The 16,583-nt window shown below is 36.8% G+C and carries 29 protein-coding genes and 1 tRNA gene; all 30 read right to left on the bottom strand.

Translation table 11 applies throughout. The annotated features are described in order from the left end of the window. Positions 1–138 precede the first annotated feature (138 nt). A complete protein-coding gene (locus HHK02_RS00310; protein WP_181462539.1) occupies positions 139–1,293 on the bottom strand; it encodes a THUMP domain-containing class I SAM-dependent RNA methyltransferase in 1,155 nt (384 codons plus the stop codon). After that, positions 1,294–2,418, bottom strand: coding sequence for a tyrosine-type recombinase/integrase (locus tag HHK02_RS00305; RefSeq protein ID WP_181462538.1), 1,125 nt, complete (start codon positions 2,416–2,418; stop codon positions 1,294–1,296). It abuts the gene before it with no gap. Continuing rightward, positions 2,419–2,736 (bottom strand): hypothetical protein, encoded by a 318-nt coding sequence (locus tag HHK02_RS00300; RefSeq protein ID WP_181462537.1) that lies wholly within the window; start codon positions 2,734–2,736, stop codon positions 2,419–2,421. It abuts the gene before it with no gap. After that, positions 2,737–3,753, bottom strand: coding sequence for a DNA cytosine methyltransferase (locus HHK02_RS00295; protein ID WP_181462536.1), 1,017 nt, complete (start codon positions 3,751–3,753; stop codon positions 2,737–2,739). It lies immediately after the preceding gene. 12 nt (positions 3,754–3,765) lie between these two features. Beyond that, positions 3,766–5,631 (bottom strand): ATP-dependent nuclease, encoded by a 1,866-nt coding sequence (locus tag HHK02_RS00290; protein ID WP_181462535.1) that lies wholly within the window; start codon positions 5,629–5,631, stop codon positions 3,766–3,768. After that, entirely contained in the window at positions 5,632–6,159 is a 528-nt protein-coding gene (locus tag HHK02_RS00285) for a hypothetical protein (RefSeq protein ID WP_181462534.1), read from the bottom strand. Further along, a complete protein-coding gene (locus HHK02_RS00280; RefSeq protein WP_181462533.1) occupies positions 6,160–6,588 on the bottom strand; it encodes an ImmA/IrrE family metallo-endopeptidase in 429 nt (142 codons plus the stop codon). Beyond that, positions 6,589–6,897: a helix-turn-helix domain-containing protein gene (locus tag HHK02_RS00275; RefSeq protein WP_181462532.1), complete on the bottom strand. Its 309-nt coding sequence runs from the start codon at positions 6,895–6,897 to the stop codon at positions 6,589–6,591. Beyond that, a complete protein-coding gene (locus HHK02_RS00270; protein ID WP_181462531.1) occupies positions 6,898–7,107 on the bottom strand; it encodes a sigma factor-like helix-turn-helix DNA-binding protein in 210 nt (69 codons plus the stop codon). Continuing rightward, on the bottom strand, positions 7,108–7,488 hold the full coding sequence (locus HHK02_RS00265; RefSeq protein WP_181462530.1) for a DUF2513 domain-containing protein: 381 nt from the start codon (positions 7,486–7,488) through the stop codon (positions 7,108–7,110). Further along, positions 7,489–7,854 carry a hypothetical protein gene (locus HHK02_RS00260; RefSeq protein ID WP_181462529.1) on the bottom strand — a complete coding sequence of 122 codons (366 nt, stop codon included), beginning with the start codon at positions 7,852–7,854 and terminating at the stop codon, positions 7,489–7,491. After that, on the bottom strand, positions 7,855–7,977 hold the full coding sequence (locus HHK02_RS12825; protein WP_263853082.1) for a hypothetical protein: 123 nt from the start codon (positions 7,975–7,977) through the stop codon (positions 7,855–7,857). Then, the gene (locus HHK02_RS00255) at positions 7,978–8,199 is read right to left on the bottom strand and encodes a hypothetical protein (RefSeq protein ID WP_181462528.1); all 222 of its coding nucleotides are present in this window, start codon (positions 8,197–8,199) and stop codon (positions 7,978–7,980) included. After that, the gene (locus HHK02_RS00250; RefSeq protein WP_132140067.1) at positions 8,200–8,382 is read right to left on the bottom strand and encodes a hypothetical protein; all 183 of its coding nucleotides are present in this window, start codon (positions 8,380–8,382) and stop codon (positions 8,200–8,202) included. Beyond that, positions 8,383–8,559 carry a hypothetical protein gene (locus HHK02_RS00245; RefSeq protein WP_179226310.1) on the bottom strand — a complete coding sequence of 59 codons (177 nt, stop codon included), beginning with the start codon at positions 8,557–8,559 and terminating at the stop codon, positions 8,383–8,385. It lies immediately after the preceding gene. Continuing rightward, positions 8,560–9,501 carry a recombinase RecT gene (locus HHK02_RS00240; RefSeq protein WP_181462527.1) on the bottom strand — a complete coding sequence of 314 codons (942 nt, stop codon included), beginning with the start codon at positions 9,499–9,501 and terminating at the stop codon, positions 8,560–8,562. Beyond that, positions 9,502–10,326 carry a PD-(D/E)XK nuclease-like domain-containing protein gene (locus HHK02_RS00235; protein ID WP_181462526.1) on the bottom strand — a complete coding sequence of 275 codons (825 nt, stop codon included), beginning with the start codon at positions 10,324–10,326 and terminating at the stop codon, positions 9,502–9,504. Next, positions 10,327–11,190, bottom strand: a complete 864-nt coding sequence (locus tag HHK02_RS00230; protein WP_181462525.1) for a DnaD domain protein — start codon at positions 11,188–11,190, stop codon at positions 10,327–10,329. Next, on the bottom strand, positions 11,191–11,520 hold the full coding sequence (locus tag HHK02_RS00225; protein ID WP_181462524.1) for a hypothetical protein: 330 nt from the start codon (positions 11,518–11,520) through the stop codon (positions 11,191–11,193). It abuts the gene before it with no gap. Continuing rightward, positions 11,521–12,291: a class I SAM-dependent methyltransferase gene (locus HHK02_RS12975; RefSeq protein ID WP_331271641.1), complete on the bottom strand. Its 771-nt coding sequence runs from the start codon at positions 12,289–12,291 to the stop codon at positions 11,521–11,523. Next, positions 12,292–12,612, bottom strand: coding sequence for a hypothetical protein (locus tag HHK02_RS00215; RefSeq protein ID WP_152726440.1), 321 nt, complete (start codon positions 12,610–12,612; stop codon positions 12,292–12,294). Between the two features lie 594 nt (positions 12,613–13,206). Further along, positions 13,207–13,560 carry a DNA translocase FtsK gene (locus HHK02_RS00210; protein ID WP_181462523.1) on the bottom strand — a complete coding sequence of 118 codons (354 nt, stop codon included), beginning with the start codon at positions 13,558–13,560 and terminating at the stop codon, positions 13,207–13,209. After that, a complete protein-coding gene (locus HHK02_RS00205; RefSeq protein ID WP_231124882.1) occupies positions 13,561–13,761 on the bottom strand; it encodes a crAss001_48 related protein in 201 nt (66 codons plus the stop codon). It abuts the gene before it with no gap. After that, positions 13,762–14,016, bottom strand: coding sequence for a hypothetical protein (locus HHK02_RS00200; protein WP_181462522.1), 255 nt, complete (start codon positions 14,014–14,016; stop codon positions 13,762–13,764). Next, positions 14,017–14,442 (bottom strand): RusA family crossover junction endodeoxyribonuclease, encoded by a 426-nt coding sequence (locus HHK02_RS00195; protein WP_181462521.1) that lies wholly within the window; start codon positions 14,440–14,442, stop codon positions 14,017–14,019. Continuing rightward, the gene (locus HHK02_RS00190; protein ID WP_231124881.1) at positions 14,443–14,856 is read right to left on the bottom strand and encodes a hypothetical protein; all 414 of its coding nucleotides are present in this window, start codon (positions 14,854–14,856) and stop codon (positions 14,443–14,445) included. 30 nt (positions 14,857–14,886) lie between these two features. Continuing rightward, positions 14,887–15,033 (bottom strand): hypothetical protein, encoded by a 147-nt coding sequence (locus HHK02_RS00185; RefSeq protein ID WP_164480651.1) that lies wholly within the window; start codon positions 15,031–15,033, stop codon positions 14,887–14,889. Beyond that, on the bottom strand, positions 15,034–15,561 hold the full coding sequence (locus HHK02_RS00180; RefSeq protein ID WP_019251683.1) for an ArpU family phage packaging/lysis transcriptional regulator: 528 nt from the start codon (positions 15,559–15,561) through the stop codon (positions 15,034–15,036). A gap of 437 nt (positions 15,562–15,998) precedes the next feature. Then, positions 15,999–16,078, bottom strand: a tRNA-OTHER gene (locus HHK02_RS00175). Beyond that, positions 16,079–16,555 carry a hypothetical protein gene (locus HHK02_RS00170; protein ID WP_181462519.1) on the bottom strand — a complete coding sequence of 159 codons (477 nt, stop codon included), beginning with the start codon at positions 16,553–16,555 and terminating at the stop codon, positions 16,079–16,081. It abuts the tRNA gene before it with no gap. Positions 16,556–16,583 lie beyond the last annotated feature (28 nt).

Below are 16,583 nucleotides of genomic sequence, written 5' to 3'. Positions count from 1 at the left end.
AAATACGCAGTACAACAATGGCCTCCAACGTCCGGCAAAAAAGCCAAACATTGGAGGCCTATTGTTGCTTGCGAGGTCTCCCAGAGGCTAGCTTCGCGTCGAAAAACAAAGTAACAAGTGACTTCTGTCTCGCTTCCTCTATTTAAGGGATTTGATCTTGGAGCGATCTTTTTTGCCCCAATATTGGTAGAGATCTGTTCGTAAAGCACCATTATAAAGTTTACGACGCTTGGTAGCGGGTGCGCCATAATAATTTTCAAATTCCATATCAGCCGTCAAAATATATTTACTCCATGTGGTTAATGGACGATATAACTCACCCATCTGCCGGTAAAGTTCATGAACTGATTCCTTATCACTTAACCGTTCACCATATGGCGGATTAGCAACGATAACTCCATTAACTTCGCTTGTTTGCCAGTCTTTTACGGCTAATTGCTTAAACGTAATATCGTGAGTTAATCCTGCCGCACGAGAATTTTCTTGAGCAATATCAATCATATTCTGATCAATATCATATCCGTGGATATCTAATTCGATATCATAATTTGCTAAGGAATCGGCTTCATCCCGAACTTCATCAGATAAACCATCTGGAACTAAGTTAACCCATTGTTCACTAATAAATGAACGGTTGATGCCCGGCGCAATATTATGACCGTATAATGCGGCTTCGATTGGAATCGTTCCCGAACCACATACAGGATCGACAAATGGATTATCTGGGAACCAGTAAGCCAGCATCACCAAGGCGGCTGCCATATTTTCCTTCAACGGTGCTCCACCTTTATTTTTACGATATCCACGCTTAAAAAGCCCTTCTCCACTAGTATCTAACGTAAGAAGAACATGGTCTTTATTAATCGCTACTTCTAACGGGTAAGTGGCACCAGTTTCGGCTAAGCGAGTCCGACGGTGGTATGCATTACTGAGGCGTTGAACAATCGCCTTTTTAGTGATTGCTTGAACACTTGGCACATTATGCAATTGTGAGTTATGACTTTTTCCTTCCACTGGGAAATTCGCGTCAATTGGTAACAAATCTTCCCATGCAATGTTTTCAGTACGATCAAACAATTCTTCAAAAGACCGAGCATCGAATTCACCAACAACAATTTTTACTCGGTCTGCGGTCCGTAGCCAGAGATTAGTCCGAATGACATCCTTCATTGTCCCTTGAAAACGCACCCGACCATTTTCTACTTTGACTTCATAGCCAAGATCTCTTAGTTCTTTTCCTACTAATGCTTCAATACCTGCAGCAGCAGTAGCAATTAACTGATATGTTTGCACTTATAATTTGTCTAGTAAATCATCGTATTTTTTTCGAGCATTTTGAGTAACGTGGAGATATACTTCTCTAGTCGTTTCGGCGTCCTTATGACCTACTCGATCTTGTATGATATATAATGGCATTCCCAGTTCAGCTAATTTTGAAACGTGAGTATGCCTAAATGTATGAGTAGTAAGTTGCTTATCTAGTTTCAAATCATGTTTAACTTTTCGTAAACTAGCATTTAATCTAGTAAAGGTAAACCATTGATGATTATCTTGAAAAAGGAAATCGTCTTTATGTTTACCTTTTTTTCTATGCTTATAAATTTCAAGGGCATCAGAAGAAAGTTTAACATCTCGGAAACTAGAATCATTTTTAGGCATTGGTTGGCGTACGTATTCGCTAACTTTGTTTGCAGAATAGTCTAACGTTCCTGAAACACTTGCATAGTAGATTCCACTTTTCTTCTTAATATCTTTGACTCTTAACGCAAGCACTTCTCCGATACGCATACCGGTTAAATATTGCCAATCAAAGATCTGTTCATATAAAGGATTAAGTTTTTCAATTTCGCTTAAAACGTATGGTAACTCATCTTGATCAAGAAATTTTTTTCCGACATCGTTTGCTTTATTCTTTTTCCATTCTACCGGTAGTAACTTTGGTGGTTGATTCGCAATATAATCACGACGGAAAGCAAATCGTAAAATATTATTCATTTTAAACTCAACGCTTTTTACAGTTGGATTATTATACCCATGTTTGTAAAGCATATCTTCATAAATATGAATAAGATATTTAGGTGTAATCTTACTTACTTGAACATCATTGCCAATGTATTTTTCGATATGCTTTTTTGCCACTAAATATGATTGCCAAGTCGTACTCCTGACTTGTTGTTTATATATTGGCTCCCATTCTTTGATAACCTGTCCTAGCGTAATTCCTTCTTTGATAGTTCCATCTTGAATTTTGGCTAGTCTTTGATGAATCTCTTTCTCTAATGCCATTTGCGCTTTTTTACGTGTAGAATTTGTATTCTTTTCAAAAAAGATAGATACTTTCCTAAGGTTACCAGTTAATGGATCCTTATACCTTTCGATAAATTTGTAGTTATCATCGGCACGTTTTTCCACCCACATCTAATCTTCTCCAATCTCCATCATGCTAACGGATTCTTCAAGGCTATCTAAAATTTCGTTAGTTTCAATAAAATTAATCCATTCTTGAGCAGGGGTGTTTCGATTCGCCTTAAGTCCTTTAGAAATCTTGTCATAGACGCTACCAATGAACTCATCAGTAAATTTATCCACTTGGCGCTCAATCTTTGCTTCGTTCCATCGCTTAGCGGGTTGGCGCTTTTTATTTTTGGCTTCTTGATCATTACGCACTTTGTCTTTGAAAATTGTGATTGCTGATGAGTTAGTGTCAATGTATTCTAGTAATTCGTTTTTATTCATCTATTCACGTAGAATAGATTTAATATATTCTCCCTGAGCTTTAGCAACTTGTGGTGGTATTGCATTACCAACCATTTGTGCCAGAAGAGTTTTGGAGTATTCTGGATTAAGCTTGTAGTCTTTAGGAAATCCTTGTAATAGTAGAGCTTCGCGTATACTAATACTTCTATTTTGGGTAGGATGCAGAAACCGTCCTTTGGAAGGTGAAAGACATCCACCTGTAATAGTAGGAGAGGGCTTATTCCAACTCATCCGTCCATATACGTCCCTAAAACCAACGTTTGCTTTTTTATGGCAGGCAAGCCAATATTTTTTTGGTAGATCAGTTCTACTGCCACCATCTTTAGGAATCATTTTTATTATTTTCAGTATTCTTTCTGTATGATGTGAATAGATACTTTGCAGTGGGTCTTTAGAATTGATTTTTTTATCTAAATTGCCAATAGCGTCTTTGACAGTCATTTTCTTTTGTGCTTGGAAAGTAGGTAAATTTACTTTTCGTATTCTTGAACCAACTAAAATTAGCCGGCGTCTATTTTGAGGAACTCCAAAGTCATTGACATTGATAATTTGATAGCTAATACTATAGCCAATTTTTTCTAATTCGTTAACAACATAATGAAATTTATCGAACTTTACTATTTCTGGAACATTTTCCATTAAGATAAAATCAGGCAGAATATCTTTAATAGCTCTAAAGTAGTCCAGTATGAGAGTGTTTCTGTCATCATTGAATTTTGACCTTATGTTGTTTCGATTGATTTTAGTAAAACCTTGGCATGGTGGACATCCAGCAACTATATTGATGTTTTTGCCTATCTTTTTAAATTCATCATCTGAAATTTCTCGGATGTTTTTATTAATCATAGTCGTATTTTTATGATTTTCTTCGTAGGAATTAGCGATTTTTGGATCAAGTTCAACAGCATAAGATACTTTTATTCCAGCCGATTCTAACCCTACACTTAATCCGCCACATCCTGAAAAAAGGTCTATTGCTTGTAACTTTTTCTCCATACTTAAGTTCACTCACTTCCCTGTACTCTTGTCATAAAATTCTTTTATTTCTAACAAAGTATCCTTAATACTGTAGTATTCAGGAGATTCTGAATAATTTCGAATCCAATTAGCTATTAATTCTTGAATTACTGCATAATATTGTTCAGAATTTGGTTTATCAACAAGTAATCTAGCTTTTACTATATCATAATATACATCCTTAATAGGTCTATTTTCAGATACATTTATATCGCATCCTTGAGGAATAAGACTCTTAAGAAACTGGCTGTCTTTAATAATTTGTTCTGGTGTTGTTGACTTTGGAAGGTAGTGTACATGATTATAGAAATAACGTAAATACTTCAATTGTGCTTTATATTTTATAATATCTTCTTTAGAATCATTGTCTTTTCCTTTAGACGAAGGAAAACTAATTTTTTCACAAATATTATTACATAAATCATTAATAAAGTTCTTGTCTTCTAATTTAACTTTTGGTAAATTCTCTACGTCAATTTTATCAATTTTCATGTCACCATCTAAAATATAGTAGTTATTATTACCATTTCCAGAACTATCAGAAAGAATATAAGTTTTTAATAATGAAGTTGCTCCATCTCCTTCATATGATATGGAAAAATATTTTGATATATTCTCGTTATTCGCGACAGCTTGAACTAAAAGTGCGGCTGCTCTATCTTCTGTATAGACATTACATTTTGGTATAGGTAAGTCTAGTTCTTCAAATACACGAGAAGGAGAGCAACCATTAGTAATATATGAAATACCTTCAGTACTGTCAAAATGAATAGCTTTGATTGCAAAATTAGGTAATTCTGAAATAAAATTTTGTGAGTGTGTGGCAATTATAATTTGACAGTGGAGTTTTTTTGTCATTTCTAATAGAAAATATAATAACCTTTTTTGTGCACCTGGATATAATGATGTTTCGGGTTCATCCAATAGTATTAAATTATTTTCATTCTTTTTTAGATTAAAAATCTGATGGACTAAATTAGCTACAGCAAATTCTCCACTACCAGCATGCGCTTCAGTATAAGTAAATCCTGCTTTAGTTAAAAGAATTGAATCTCCTTCGTTTCTAAAAAAATTATGGTGAACTAGTTTCCCGCTAGTATATTCAACACCAAGAATTATTGAAATAAAGCGTAATTCAGGTTTAGTCAATGAAATAGGAGATGAATTGTGATTTTTCTTTTTACTTCGACTTTTATATATCTTATCTGAATTTAGAACATTATCTAAATATTCAGATTTTAAGCGGATGAAGTCTTGCTTTGACTTCTTTTTGAGACCATTAGTATTACCAAAGTAAAAGAATTTGTCATAAGCACTTAATTGTTCTCTAAAATCAATATATGTAACTTTTGCCCTCATTGGTGGAAACCTTTTTGTTTCGTCCATACCATATTCTGCATGAGGTTTGCCAGTTTCCCAATAATCCATATTTTCCTTCTTAGTTTGCGTTCCAGGACGAGATGCTCGGTAATATAATACCTTTGCATCTTTTCCTTTTTGTCTATACGTATAAACATAACGATGGCTATGTTCTCCGTCTCCATCTTCAATAGGATCAACACTTGTGGAAAACCAAAAATGTTCAATTGTTGGACCATAAGGACATCCATAGAGGGCATGTAAAATAGAACTTTTACCGCTACCATTTTTTCCAACTAGAACAGTTATTGGGAAAGAAAAATCTATAGTACTAGATGGTTTAAAGTTTTTATAAAATGGGAAGTACAATTGGCTTATGTAGGCTCGGTTAGGGTTTTTATCATTGGCATAGTCAAGAAAATTATTTGTTAGAAAGTAGTTTATTAAATTCTTTGTTTTATCATCGATCATTGAATTATCTATATTTTCTTTTTTCATTTAATATTTTTGATTTTGATCATATTCAGCCATGCTTTGACCATTAGCCCATGCTTGATCTCGCTTAGCTACCCAATTTTTGAAGTTTTGTGTTTCACTTCCATCAGGATTCTCAATACCTTTTTTAACGTTCCAAGCATGTTGTATTTTCGCTGTTTCAACTTGAACTCTGTGAGTAGTCGGATCAGTAGTTGAATTATTTAATTGTGGCTTTTGAATATTTACTGAAGAGCCACCAGATAATTGAATAGAAGATGTATTTACACTTGGCGCACTAAACGAACTAGTACTAGACTTATTTTCAGTAGTTTCCGCATTAGCATTACTTGCATTTTCTGTTGCATCAGTTGATTCATCGTCATCGCTGAAAAGCTCTTCATCTGAAGTCTTATCTAAAGTATCTGATGATTCTTCAGCAAGACTCGATGCTTCAGATTGCTTAAGCTTCTCTTTAGTTGATTGATTACTGCACGCTGCCAGGCTCATCCCCGTTAGAACAACAGCACATATTAAACCTATTTTCTTCATTTATTTGATGTAATAATCTGTAATTTCGTGCTCAACTACGCTTGAAAGATAGTTAGGTACGTGGAAAGCTTCCATAAAGTTTGCACTGTTAACACATTCTCTATCGACTTCTTGACAATAGAATGGAACCAATAATTTAACAGCTCCGACATTAGCCTTGTATTCAACTGATTCTTTTCCAGTAAAACTAGCGTGATAGAAAACAATATCACCAGAGTCGCCGTGTATAACGTGAGCTAGTTCATGAGCAAATTGAAAAACGAATTCTTCGGGTCGATGCCAGTCAACATTCATGACTACTCGACGGTATTCATAGCTACTGCCAGGCGGAGTAGTAGGTGAAAAGTGCTTCCATTTAACATCAATGTGATATTCTTCTGCTTTTTCTGACAGATAAGCACAAGCTTCTTTCATTTGTTCATAAATCATTCATTCTTCATCACCACGCAATAAACGTTTCATGTATTCTAAATCTTCAGGCGGAATTTCCCTCCCTTCATATGTAAACACAGTATCTTTATCTGCGAGGTCAGCTGTTTTTTTGCTATCCGAGTTACCGGTTAAATAATCTAGAGACACTCCAAGATATTTAGCGACTTTCTCAAGATTTTCAGTTTTTGGAGACCTAACATTCCATTTAGAGATTTGACCATTAGATATTCCAGTTTTGCGTTCTAACTCAGCAATAGTAATTCCACGATTACTTGCTAACTGTTTTATTCTTTGCGCTAAATTCATTTAGCTTTCCATCCCTGCATATGCTGCAAACTTTTTTCTCCATGCATTCGATTTCTCGCCATGCTGCTTTTCAGCAATGATAGAACTGACATACATCTTTGAAAGGCCAAATTTTTGGGCTATGGCTTGTTGCGTCGAAGGCTGGAGACCAGCTTTTTTATTTCTTAATAGTTGAATCGCCATTCGCTCTCCATAAGTAAGATTTGACATTCAAAGGCCTAGACGTTGATTGATGGCTGCCGAGATAACATTAGTTGCTATTGAGGCTAAAGCATTTAATGATGTTGAGCCTACTTTGCTAGCTATGGCTTTTGTCTTAGCCCAATTCTTATCTTCACGAATATCTGCTAAGAATTTATGGCCTTCTGGCGAAAGATCTTGAATTAAAAAATCGCCCCCAAGACAAAAAGTTACCCCTAGCAATAAACCGGCTTCATCAGCTTGCCGAATATGATATGCAATAGTGTTCATGTTATATTTTTGAACAATTCCGGATTCAATAAAATCTCCAGTAGTAGCTACTTTTGAGAAGTCGGTATTATCTTCGACGACAACTAATATATCTCTGATACAGTCAGGATCTAACCGCATTCACATCACTCCTCTCAAGCGTGGATCAATTTTCAACTCTTCTTCATGTATTCTCTTTCGTTTCATAAACCAATTATCAAAACGCTTGATATAAAAGTAATACCTACGTCCTCGTTTAATGAAAATTTCGCCTTCTGTTTCCGTTTGATAGACATCATCATCACTAATGATTTCATCTTTTAGTTTCATAATCGTATTACGACTACCATACTTACGACTTTTGATTAAATCGGACATAGGAATTGTGTCATTGTCAGATAATTGCTCTTGCTGTTGTTTGAATGGCTTGACCGCTTCTGTTACAGCTTCTTCAATCATCCTTTGCAACGTCTGTTTATCCGTCACGATTATTGGCGATTGCTCCATCTAATGTTTCTTTCTGTACTTTTCTTTCAGCACATTCAGCTTCTCGCCTTCGATAACGTTGACGATTGCTCCAATTAAGAAGCAAGCCATAATTACCACCCAAGGAATTGCTAAACCTAACATTTAGCTAACTCTTAAAAATCCAGTATGTTCATCAGTAACTTGATAGCCATTACGTTTTAGTTCTTGAATGATTTCTTCCTTGGACATTTCAAATTGATCTAATTCTACAGCCACACTAGGATGTGGAAGACTACTATTATCAATATTTGCTTTTATGTATGTGTCTAGGTAAGCCCAGTCTTTCTTTTGAAATGGCTTTTGATGTCTTGGCGTTAGTCCCATCTATTTGCCATCGGATGTGTCGGATCCGGTGGCTTTTTTGTTTGGATTATCTGGGTCACCTAATGCTCCTAAGATTTGCCAGAAAAGAACAAATCCAAAGACAAGGAACAATCCAGATCCGCAAAACAATGAGATTAACATTGCAGCAGTTAAGCCCGTACAAATTAAAGCTGGTTCATTCATTTACATCCACCCCATTTGCTCATTAAATAATTCTGATAAAGTTTGTTGCGATTTGTAATAGCGAGTAAGTGCTTCAACATCACCTACGGGGGTTGCTTGCTTAACAAATACTGCGTTCATTAGATTATTTTGTAGAAGGATAAATCCCTCTGCCTTTTTCAATTTTTGGTTAAACATTCAGCTGTCAGCTTCATCAGCTGGCTTGATTGTCCCTTCGTTGAAGAGTTCTGTTTGTCCGTCTGCGACTTCTTCGCCGTTCGCTTCTTGCTCTTCGTTGCTGTTGCCATCTTGCTTTACCCCCTTAGCCTTCGCTTCTTGTGACTTGTTAAATCCATCAAGCAGTTCTTTCGTCGTTTGCTGATGTTCGTTATTTTCTGGTGTTACGTCTCGGCGCTCATCATCGTATTCGTTGCTTGTAGTATCGTTAATAGCACCAGTCAATAGGTCACTATCATCAGACGTGTTAATAAACATCTTAGCGGCACGATTAAGCACAGTACGCTTTGCCATTTCTTGACTAAAATTCTGTTGCACCTTGTTGTTCTTTTGACGTGTTTGTGACCACGACTGGTCAATTTCCTTTTTAGTCATGATAGTGTCAACATAGGTTCCGTCATTCTTGAATATCCGTGCAAAAGCATAGGCAATCTCTTTATCTTGATTTTCGATACTTGGTTGGAACTCTTTAACAACTGTTTGGAAGTTCTCATCAGAGCCAATCTCAAACTTATCGCCTTCATGCACAACTTGAGCTGTAATATTCTTAACACTATCTAGTCGTTTAAGAACGGCAACTGTACCAAAATAGGAGCGCTGCATTTGAAGCTCGTTACCGTACACAATGAAGTAGCACTGCGTTTTAGCAGGACTTAAGCCTTGAATTACCATGTTAAGTAATGTGTTGGCAATTGATGGCCTTGTACATACTTCTAGTGCTGGTCTCTTGTTACGATCTTTTACGCCTTGAAGCACGAGATAAGCAGATTTAAGAGCATTTTCGGCGCTGTACCCTTTAGGAAGCAAGAAGCCGTCCTTCTCTTTCATCTCATTAACTCGATCAAGTACATCATCAGTAATACTTTTCGGATTGACTGTTACCTTAGTTACTTGATTATTCATTTATACCTCGATTTCACTTGCGTGTATAAATCCACTTAACATCTTCGTTTCACGGCAGTAATCACATTTGCCACAATGAACAGGTTCTTCTTCTCCAGTCATCACTTTCCAGAAATGCGGTTGTAATTCCTTTACCTTGTCTAAATCGGCTTGCATTTGGTAATCATCATCAACGCCGTTAAAATCAATTGCCATCTTATCTGGTGGTGTCTGCTTGCTGATTGCAAAGATAAATGGCTGACACTCTTTACCAAAGGTCTGCTTGATAAGTTCACGGTAGACCGCCATTTGCAGGTCATATTCTCGGTCTTGAATAAATGGCATATATCTATGTTCATCAGCATTCCAGTGCCCCTTGTGGATATCATCTACTGTCTTCAAATCACAGAAATACCCTTTATCAAGCACAAGGCTGTCAATCTTGCCTTTCCACAAGTAGCCGTCAATCTCACCTGTTACGATTACTTCCTTGTCGCCTGGAGCGTAGAAGTAATTGAACATATCATCGGCTTGCAACGTTTGGATCATGCTGTTAGCGCCCTTGAATTCGGCTCTGAGGTGGCCGTTAGGATTAGTTTTAGTAGGTCGAGTCATTAGTTCTTTTTTATTAGCTTCGATAAAGTCTTGATGGCTTTTAGCACTCTCAAAGTACGAGTGAACATAGTTACCAACAAGAAGTGGCACAGGGCTAGATACAGGTTGCCAGTCCTCTTTGAGCTTGGCTAAGGTACGAGCTTCGCATTTTTCAAAGTCCTTGAATAGTGACACGCTCATGTATTGCCAATCGGTCTCATGAGAGTAGTAATTATCAGCTGTCAGCTTCATTTAGTCATGTGGCATCGGATCCCCACTATCATCAATTCTTTCGTAGTGCCGTTTATTAGGCTGTTCTTCTTGCTTTTGTTGCTTTTTGAACCACCCTGGCAAGCCTTCGTTAATTGGTTGACGTTTACGTGAGACACTCTTTTGCTGATATTCACGGCTCATTTGTTGCTCGTGACGTTGATCAGACTCAATAGCAGCTTGTACGGTCTTAATTCCTTGTTTTCGATAGTCGCTGAGCTTCCTGTTAAGGTAGGGATCTGCACCTCTCGCTGTTACATTGTGTCTCAAAGCAAACTCAACACAGTAATAAACAAGGTCATTACCAAATTCCTTACTCCACTCAGTTAAATCTTGTTGAGCAATCCCATTAGGGAATCCCCAATTATTTTGCCAAAGGGTGGTGATTTCCTGGAAGGAATGCTGTGCATCAGCTAACAGCTTATTAGTATTATTTAAATCAGTATTAGTGTTATCAGTGATTAGTAGTCCTTGATTTTCCGGAATCGGTTTTTCCGATTTCGGTTTTTCTGGTTTCGGTAAATCGCCTTTCGGTACCGAACTGTGATTTTCTGGTTTCGGTATTTCTTGGAGAACATAATCATACGTTGAGAATTTACCGTCTTTTCGATTTTGAGTTCGCTTCAAATAGCCAAGTTCCATTAACTCTTTCATTGCACTGCTTACAGCTGATTCACCATCTTTAAAATGTGTAGCAATCTCACTGATGTAAAATTGCCAATCATCTGGCTTACTCCACATATACGCAAAGAGGCCTAAGGCTTTAAGATGCATTCTTGGATCATTGATTATGTCATTGTCAATGATCGTGAAGCCTTTAATCTTAATCTTCTTAACTCGTGCCATTCATGCTGTCTTTACCTCCTCGTAATTCCATGTCGCACAGGCTTTATCTCGCATTAAACGGCACTGGTGGCACCATTCTTTAGCTTGTTGTTTCTTTTTATCTCCGACAGGCTTTCTAAGCGCCCATTTGAATTGTTCTTTATTCCACGGGACTTGATACTCGCTGTCATGCTCATCAAGCATTTGCAGATAATAAACTGCTATTTGTAGCTTAGTTTTGATAAAACGCAGGTTAGCAGCTTCTTGTGTTACACCGTTATATTCACTATCAGTTATTTCTAATAGCTTCCGAGTAGAAGCCCATTTCTTTTTCACTTTTTCTTTAGTCATTTAATTATTTCTGCCATTTTTAATAAAGACGCTCCATTTCGTCTTGCTCTTCATATCGCCTAATATTGGTTGCTGACCAAACGCTTTGAATACTTCTTTGATTGGAATTTGTTCTTCATTCCATTTAAAAATCATTGTCCCAGTTGGTTTAAGCACTCTAATTATTTCTTGAAAAGCCTTATGAAATTCGTTTGGCCAAGTCATTAAGTCAATGGTTCCGTACTTCTTCGCAAGCCATGACGTTTTACCTGCACGAACTAAATGTGGCGGATCAAATACAATCAGATCAAATGTTTCATCATCAAACGGAATATTCTTCCAATCCGCTTGAATATCTGGATTAATTTCAATCTTTCGCTCATTACCACGATCCATTGCTGTGTATACAGCTTTGCGAACATCCATGTAGGTTGTATGCGGTTCTTCTTTGTCATTATCGCTTAGTACTGTGCCTCGAAAGCCTAACGGTGTATGTGCGTATTTGCTAATTAGTTCAATTAGAGGCCAGAAGCCTTTACTTTCCAAATCAGCTGCATCTAAATCTTCTCGTTCGTATAATTCTGATAAGCTTTCGATGTTAACAGGAATCATCATCAGCCACATTGGCTTGCGTTCTTCCTCGTCTCGTGCGTCCTGCCATGTGCGGTAAACATAAACATACTTGCCCCGTTTAACGGCAAAGGGACCCATTTCATCGCCACGATCAATTTCTTGACTATGATTAATCGTGTAAATCAGCTCATCAGTTGTTATATAACTATTTGCGTTCATCTACTCATTTTCTCTCCTCCATGTTTCCACACGTGACTTTACTACATAATCAGGCGTATCTATTTTCTCGTGTTTCACAATTTTTTCGTGGTAAGGGCAAAAATCAATTAAGCCGTGATTTTTAGCACACTCATCACACAAAGCACAATCACAAGTTATTTGCCGTTGTGCTGACAAAAAATCTTGAAAACTCGTTCTTCCACAAACAAATGTTGATGACTCGGGATATTGAATTACGTAATCGCACCATTTAGTAGCAAAGCGTTTATGGCACACACCGCATTTTTGCTTTGAAAAATCTTCTTTAATTATTTCTGCCATTTAGCTTTTCCTTTCTACTCCCATATACTCAGGGCCAAACATTGCATAAGTCATTTGTCTAGTACTTTTGCCAGTTGCTCGACAGCTTTTTCTCCAACGCGGTTTGTGCCTGTAGCCAAATTTATATGCTAAATGCCTTGCTACATGATACGTATGTTGTCGTGATGCTATTTCATGATGTACTTTTCGTTGTCTACTCATTTACTTTTCCTCCTCGTTCAATGGCGCTCCGCAAAACGGACAAAAATCAAAAAATAAGTTATATCTAAATCTATAGTCAAAATGTCTTTGAAAGATAAAATTCTTTTTCTCTCTATCGTCAAAAAAGAAACTAAGTAATGTATCTCCCGAATTGTGCGTTACAGTTCCATTGCATTCAAAACATTTTCTTTCACGTATAGATGATTTCTCATTCAAATTACGACCGCACTTAGGACAATAATTAACATCTAAGAGCATACTAGGCTTTGTATAGCCTTTAAGAGCTCGAATGTGAAGTTCATTGCCTGTAAGAAAGATGTTGCAGTCCTCGTTATTTTTCAAGTATTTTAGCGGCTTGCCATCAGAATCAGTGTGACAGTACGGGCACTTCATTTACTCTTCCTCCTCATTCATTACTTGCTCACATTGAGCTAATAATCGATTTGCCCGATTGTATCCGATTTTAAAAGTACGTTGAAGATATGGAATAGTTAACTTTGTTTTCTTTTTGAGCATCAATGCATCGAGTAAAAACGGATCAACATTGTCTTCGAGATCAGGTGTTACGTTAGTTTCTGCTCTTTCAATACTAAACACTGTATCTATTCTTTTACTGATTAATTCTAGTTCCTTATTAACAGTTTTTTGAACGTCTTGATGGTGAAGTTGTTCAATCAAATCAATCTTCATATCAACCGAAATAGGTGCTTGAATAATTTTCCTTAGTTCTTGCTTGTTAAATACCATTTACAATCGCTCCTTAATCTCATCAATCCGTTGTAAAAGTACATCAGCGTAAACTTGCATAGCGTTGTACTGAATAATCATTAGACGCTGTTCTTTAGCACTTAATCGGTCGTAATCTTTCGTTTTCATAAAATCCTGTAAACGACTCATTTTGCCTGCAACTTCTGCATTCTCTTTTAATAATTTTTTGATCAAATTCATCTAATCTACCCTCTCATAAGTTCGTTCAAATATATCTGGTGCAATAGCCCAGTGTTCTCCATCAATGCCAGTAGCTATCCAGTCATCAATCTTTACTTCCATTAATCCTTCTTTTGTAGGCAATCGAAAATCCGCTGGTCCAATCACCCTACCAATCCAAGCTCGGTTATTAATATGATATTTCTTCATCATTTCATCTGACCCATCGAACCGCTCAGCTTCGATTAAGGCTGTCTTTCTGTACTTGTGTAGCATTTAGGTATTGCCATCTTCATTTACCTCCTCTACCTCGATTTCTACCCTAGGATGGTCACTGTAATACTTTTCAGCAACTATCTTTACAATCTGGTTGTCATCTTCCCATAGCAGGCCGTTTAAGCCATCTAAAGTAGATTTAATGTAATTGTCTGTATCTGGTTTAACAATGGGCCTGTGCGCTCCTGCGATCCGCAATTCGCGTTCTTTTTTCGATATGCTTGATTGAATGTGTCGGTAAAATTTAAGACTAACAATTAGCGGGCCTGTTAAAGGCTCTTTTTTGTATTGAAATTGGCACATCATCGCCAATTGTTTTTTGTATACCGACACTTTCTTTGGATCATACAAGCGTATTCCCTTACCCATTCGAGTTGCTCTAGGCCGTGCTTGTTCTACAGGTTCAATTTCAAAGGTAAGTTTCACTTAACCTTTAATCTTGCTATTTACGTCTTTCAAAATGTCAGATATTTTTTCTTGCCTTAAAACTGCTTCTACATCTGTAATTCTCAATTGTCCGTAATAGCCTGTATTACGAAACAATACTCCTACGTGACGATAGTATTCAGGTTTTGATAACCCTGTAATCTTTAGAATAGTAGACTGTTTAGTGCCAATTTTTCGCAAGATATAAGCTTGTGCAAAAGGGTTATTAATATTGTGCTTATAAAAATATTGCTTAATTCGCCATTCAGCTTCTTTAATTCTTCTAGGTTCTCGCAACTTCAAACCCTTACGAAACTTCATAATTTCTTGAAGTCGCCAATCATTAGGAGCAAGGATCTCTTCTGGCATTTCATTAACTCCACCCCATTCATGATTAACAGTTAATGAATCCATTGCTTTAGATAGTTTTTTAGGTATTGCCATCTATCCAAAGAAAGAAAAGACAGCATACCAAATACTAAATACCATGTATAGCACTCCACCTAGACCTAACAATGCAATGCCAGCAACTATAAGCCCGATAAATCCAATTACTGTATATCCAGCAAAACTACGAATTACTCTTCCCATTTATATCTCCCGTTGTATTCCCGTTTTCGTCCTCTTTTCATCCCATTTTTGTCCCGTTTTCTTCCTGTTTTTTGCTCGCAAGTCAGGAATAATATCAGAATCAACATTAAGCCGTTCACATACCGCTTCTAAACAATCCGCAAATTCTAAGCAAGCATAATCATCAGCTCGATAGTAAGTAGAATTGCCGAATTTGTTAATTCGCTCTTTAATTACTGAAAGAGATAAACCTTGAATATATCTATACTTGATAATCTGTTGGCTAGGGTGCCGGTAACTACTGCTGCATCCTGCAATCGCATAGTCAACCGCTCGTTTTGCCAACGTGTATTCAGCATATTCGATCATGCTTTTTTCTGAACCATTGCCACGTCTTGATCCTCGAATACCTGTAATATCATTCTGTGGCGATTTAATACCCCAATCACCCGATCTACGTCTAATAGTTGGGTATTTATCTTCGTCTAAAAAGAAATTCTGTACGTTCGCAATTGTTGCTTTCTTATTATCCCCTTTTAATAGTTCCACCCATAATCCACGTTGAGACTATCATTAACTTCAAAATAAATTTACGGTAACGATTAAATTTGGTTTGTGCGTTTTAGAAGATCACCTTTAGATCATTAAATTTACATGCTACTCTGATAGTCTCGTAGCAACCGTGCTGTAATCAGCAGAAGAGTACGTAATCTAACTCAACGGCTAAAGGATTACCGTATGAATGGACAGCAATACCGTTACAGGAGTAGGCGGAAAACTACGACCGGGTGCGGTGATTGTGTGGTCCTGATTATACTTAGGCTTCAAGGCTGTATGGGTGCAAAACCCTACTAAGTTTTTATATCATGATTATCAGAAGAAAGGAGGTTATTCGGCAGCCTCCTTCTTCACCCGTACATTGATAATTATGGTATATAGCAGTGCTTACGAGTCGCACTGCTTGCTGAGGTCCAAGATGGGCACACTGCTAACGAACAGAGTTGAACTGTTATCTCCACGTTGAAACGGAAACAACTGTGACGCTCTACCATTGAGCTACGTCAGCTTATTTTTTTAGAAGCCCTATTAAAGCTGCAATTACAGTTCCTAGAAATCCTATCCATTCTGCTGGAATTTCAATTTTTGAAATCTTCAATTTTCCAAGATTATTAAGAAGGGACACCACTACATAAGCAACACTATAGCTTCCAATAGTCAATATGAAAACAAGCATAAAAATTTCCATTGTAATCGTTATTTTATTCTGTTGATCCGCCTGCAACCTAGATATGCTTAATATAAATACTAAATTAATTAGCGAAACAACCACGTCAATTCTTTTATTATCAAGACAAATCATTATACATAACGCTATTATCAAAGATATTAAACAGCTTGTTAAAAATGAATATTGCACAAAAAGCGATAAAGTTTCTGACGGCTTCCTAAATATATGTATTAATTTAGGTATTCCCCAGATAGTTCCAGCAAATATAAATGGATAAAAACAACATGCACTATATAATTTACTCTGATTATCCATTAAAAAAGTTTTTATTTTCTTCATACAT

Origin of the sequence: Limosilactobacillus reuteri (assembly GCF_013694365.1) — a bacterium.
Classification (GTDB): Bacteria; Bacillota; Bacilli; order Lactobacillales; family Lactobacillaceae; genus Limosilactobacillus; species Limosilactobacillus reuteri_E.
Note: the sequence above shows the minus strand (reverse complement) of the source record. Positions and strands in the feature narration are given on the sequence as shown.

Bases quoted from the DNA above. Each gene is read 5' to 3' on its own strand.
- HHK02_RS00290 (WP_181462535.1), bottom strand. From the start codon at position 5,631: ATGAAAAAAGAAAATATAGATAATTCAATGATCGATGATAAAACAAAG.
- HHK02_RS00235 (WP_181462526.1), bottom strand. From the start codon at position 10,326: ATGAAGCTGACAGCTGATAATTACTACTCTCATGAGACCGATTGGCAA.
- HHK02_RS00280 (WP_181462533.1), bottom strand. From the start codon at position 6,588: ATGATTTATGAACAAATGAAAGAAGCTTGTGCTTATCTGTCAGAAAAA.
- HHK02_RS00260 (WP_181462529.1), bottom strand. From the start codon at position 7,854: ATGGAGCAATCGCCAATAATCGTGACGGATAAACAGACGTTGCAAAGG.
- HHK02_RS00205 (WP_231124882.1), bottom strand. From the start codon at position 13,761: ATGAATTTGATCAAAAAATTATTAAAAGAGAATGCAGAAGTTGCAGGC.
- HHK02_RS00245 (WP_179226310.1), bottom strand. From the start codon at position 8,559: ATGTTTAACCAAAAATTGAAAAAGGCAGAGGGATTTATCCTTCTACAA.
- HHK02_RS00305 (WP_181462538.1), bottom strand. From the start codon at position 2,418: ATGTGGGTGGAAAAACGTGCCGATGATAACTACAAATTTATCGAAAGG.
- HHK02_RS00190 (WP_231124881.1), bottom strand. From the start codon at position 14,856: ATGGATTCATTAACTGTTAATCATGAATGGGGTGGAGTTAATGAAATG.
- HHK02_RS00230 (WP_181462525.1), bottom strand. From the start codon at position 11,190: ATGGCACGAGTTAAGAAGATTAAGATTAAAGGCTTCACGATCATTGAC.
- HHK02_RS00240 (WP_181462527.1), bottom strand. From the start codon at position 9,501: ATGAATAATCAAGTAACTAAGGTAACAGTCAATCCGAAAAGTATTACT.
- HHK02_RS00200 (WP_181462522.1), bottom strand. From the start codon at position 14,016: ATGCTACACAAGTACAGAAAGACAGCCTTAATCGAAGCTGAGCGGTTC.
- HHK02_RS00295 (WP_181462536.1), bottom strand. From the start codon at position 3,753: ATGGAGAAAAAGTTACAAGCAATAGACCTTTTTTCAGGATGTGGCGGA.
- HHK02_RS12975 (WP_331271641.1), bottom strand. From the start codon at position 12,291: ATGAACGCAAATAGTTATATAACAACTGATGAGCTGATTTACACGATT.
- HHK02_RS00250 (WP_132140067.1), bottom strand. From the start codon at position 8,382: ATGAATGAACCAGCTTTAATTTGTACGGGCTTAACTGCTGCAATGTTA.
- HHK02_RS00270 (WP_181462531.1), bottom strand. From the start codon at position 7,107: ATGTCAAATCTTACTTATGGAGAGCGAATGGCGATTCAACTATTAAGA.
- HHK02_RS00225 (WP_181462524.1), bottom strand. From the start codon at position 11,520: ATGACTAAAGAAAAAGTGAAAAAGAAATGGGCTTCTACTCGGAAGCTA.
- HHK02_RS00255 (WP_181462528.1), bottom strand. From the start codon at position 8,199: ATGGGACTAACGCCAAGACATCAAAAGCCATTTCAAAAGAAAGACTGG.
- HHK02_RS00300 (WP_181462537.1), bottom strand. From the start codon at position 2,736: ATGAATAAAAACGAATTACTAGAATACATTGACACTAACTCATCAGCA.
- HHK02_RS00275 (WP_181462532.1), bottom strand. From the start codon at position 6,897: ATGAATTTAGCGCAAAGAATAAAACAGTTAGCAAGTAATCGTGGAATT.
- HHK02_RS00215 (WP_152726440.1), bottom strand. From the start codon at position 12,612: ATGGCAGAAATAATTAAAGAAGATTTTTCAAAGCAAAAATGCGGTGTG.
- HHK02_RS12825 (WP_263853082.1), bottom strand. From the start codon at position 7,977: ATGTTAGGTTTAGCAATTCCTTGGGTGGTAATTATGGCTTGCTTCTTA.
- HHK02_RS00210 (WP_181462523.1), bottom strand. From the start codon at position 13,560: ATGGTATTTAACAAGCAAGAACTAAGGAAAATTATTCAAGCACCTATT.
- HHK02_RS00170 (WP_181462519.1), bottom strand. From the start codon at position 16,555: ATGGATAATCAGAGTAAATTATATAGTGCATGTTGTTTTTATCCATTT.
- HHK02_RS00285 (WP_181462534.1), bottom strand. From the start codon at position 6,159: ATGAAGAAAATAGGTTTAATATGTGCTGTTGTTCTAACGGGGATGAGC.
- HHK02_RS00185 (WP_164480651.1), bottom strand. From the start codon at position 15,033: ATGGGAAGAGTAATTCGTAGTTTTGCTGGATATACAGTAATTGGATTT.
- HHK02_RS00265 (WP_181462530.1), bottom strand. From the start codon at position 7,488: ATGCGGTTAGATCCTGACTGTATCAGAGATATATTAGTTGTCGTCGAA.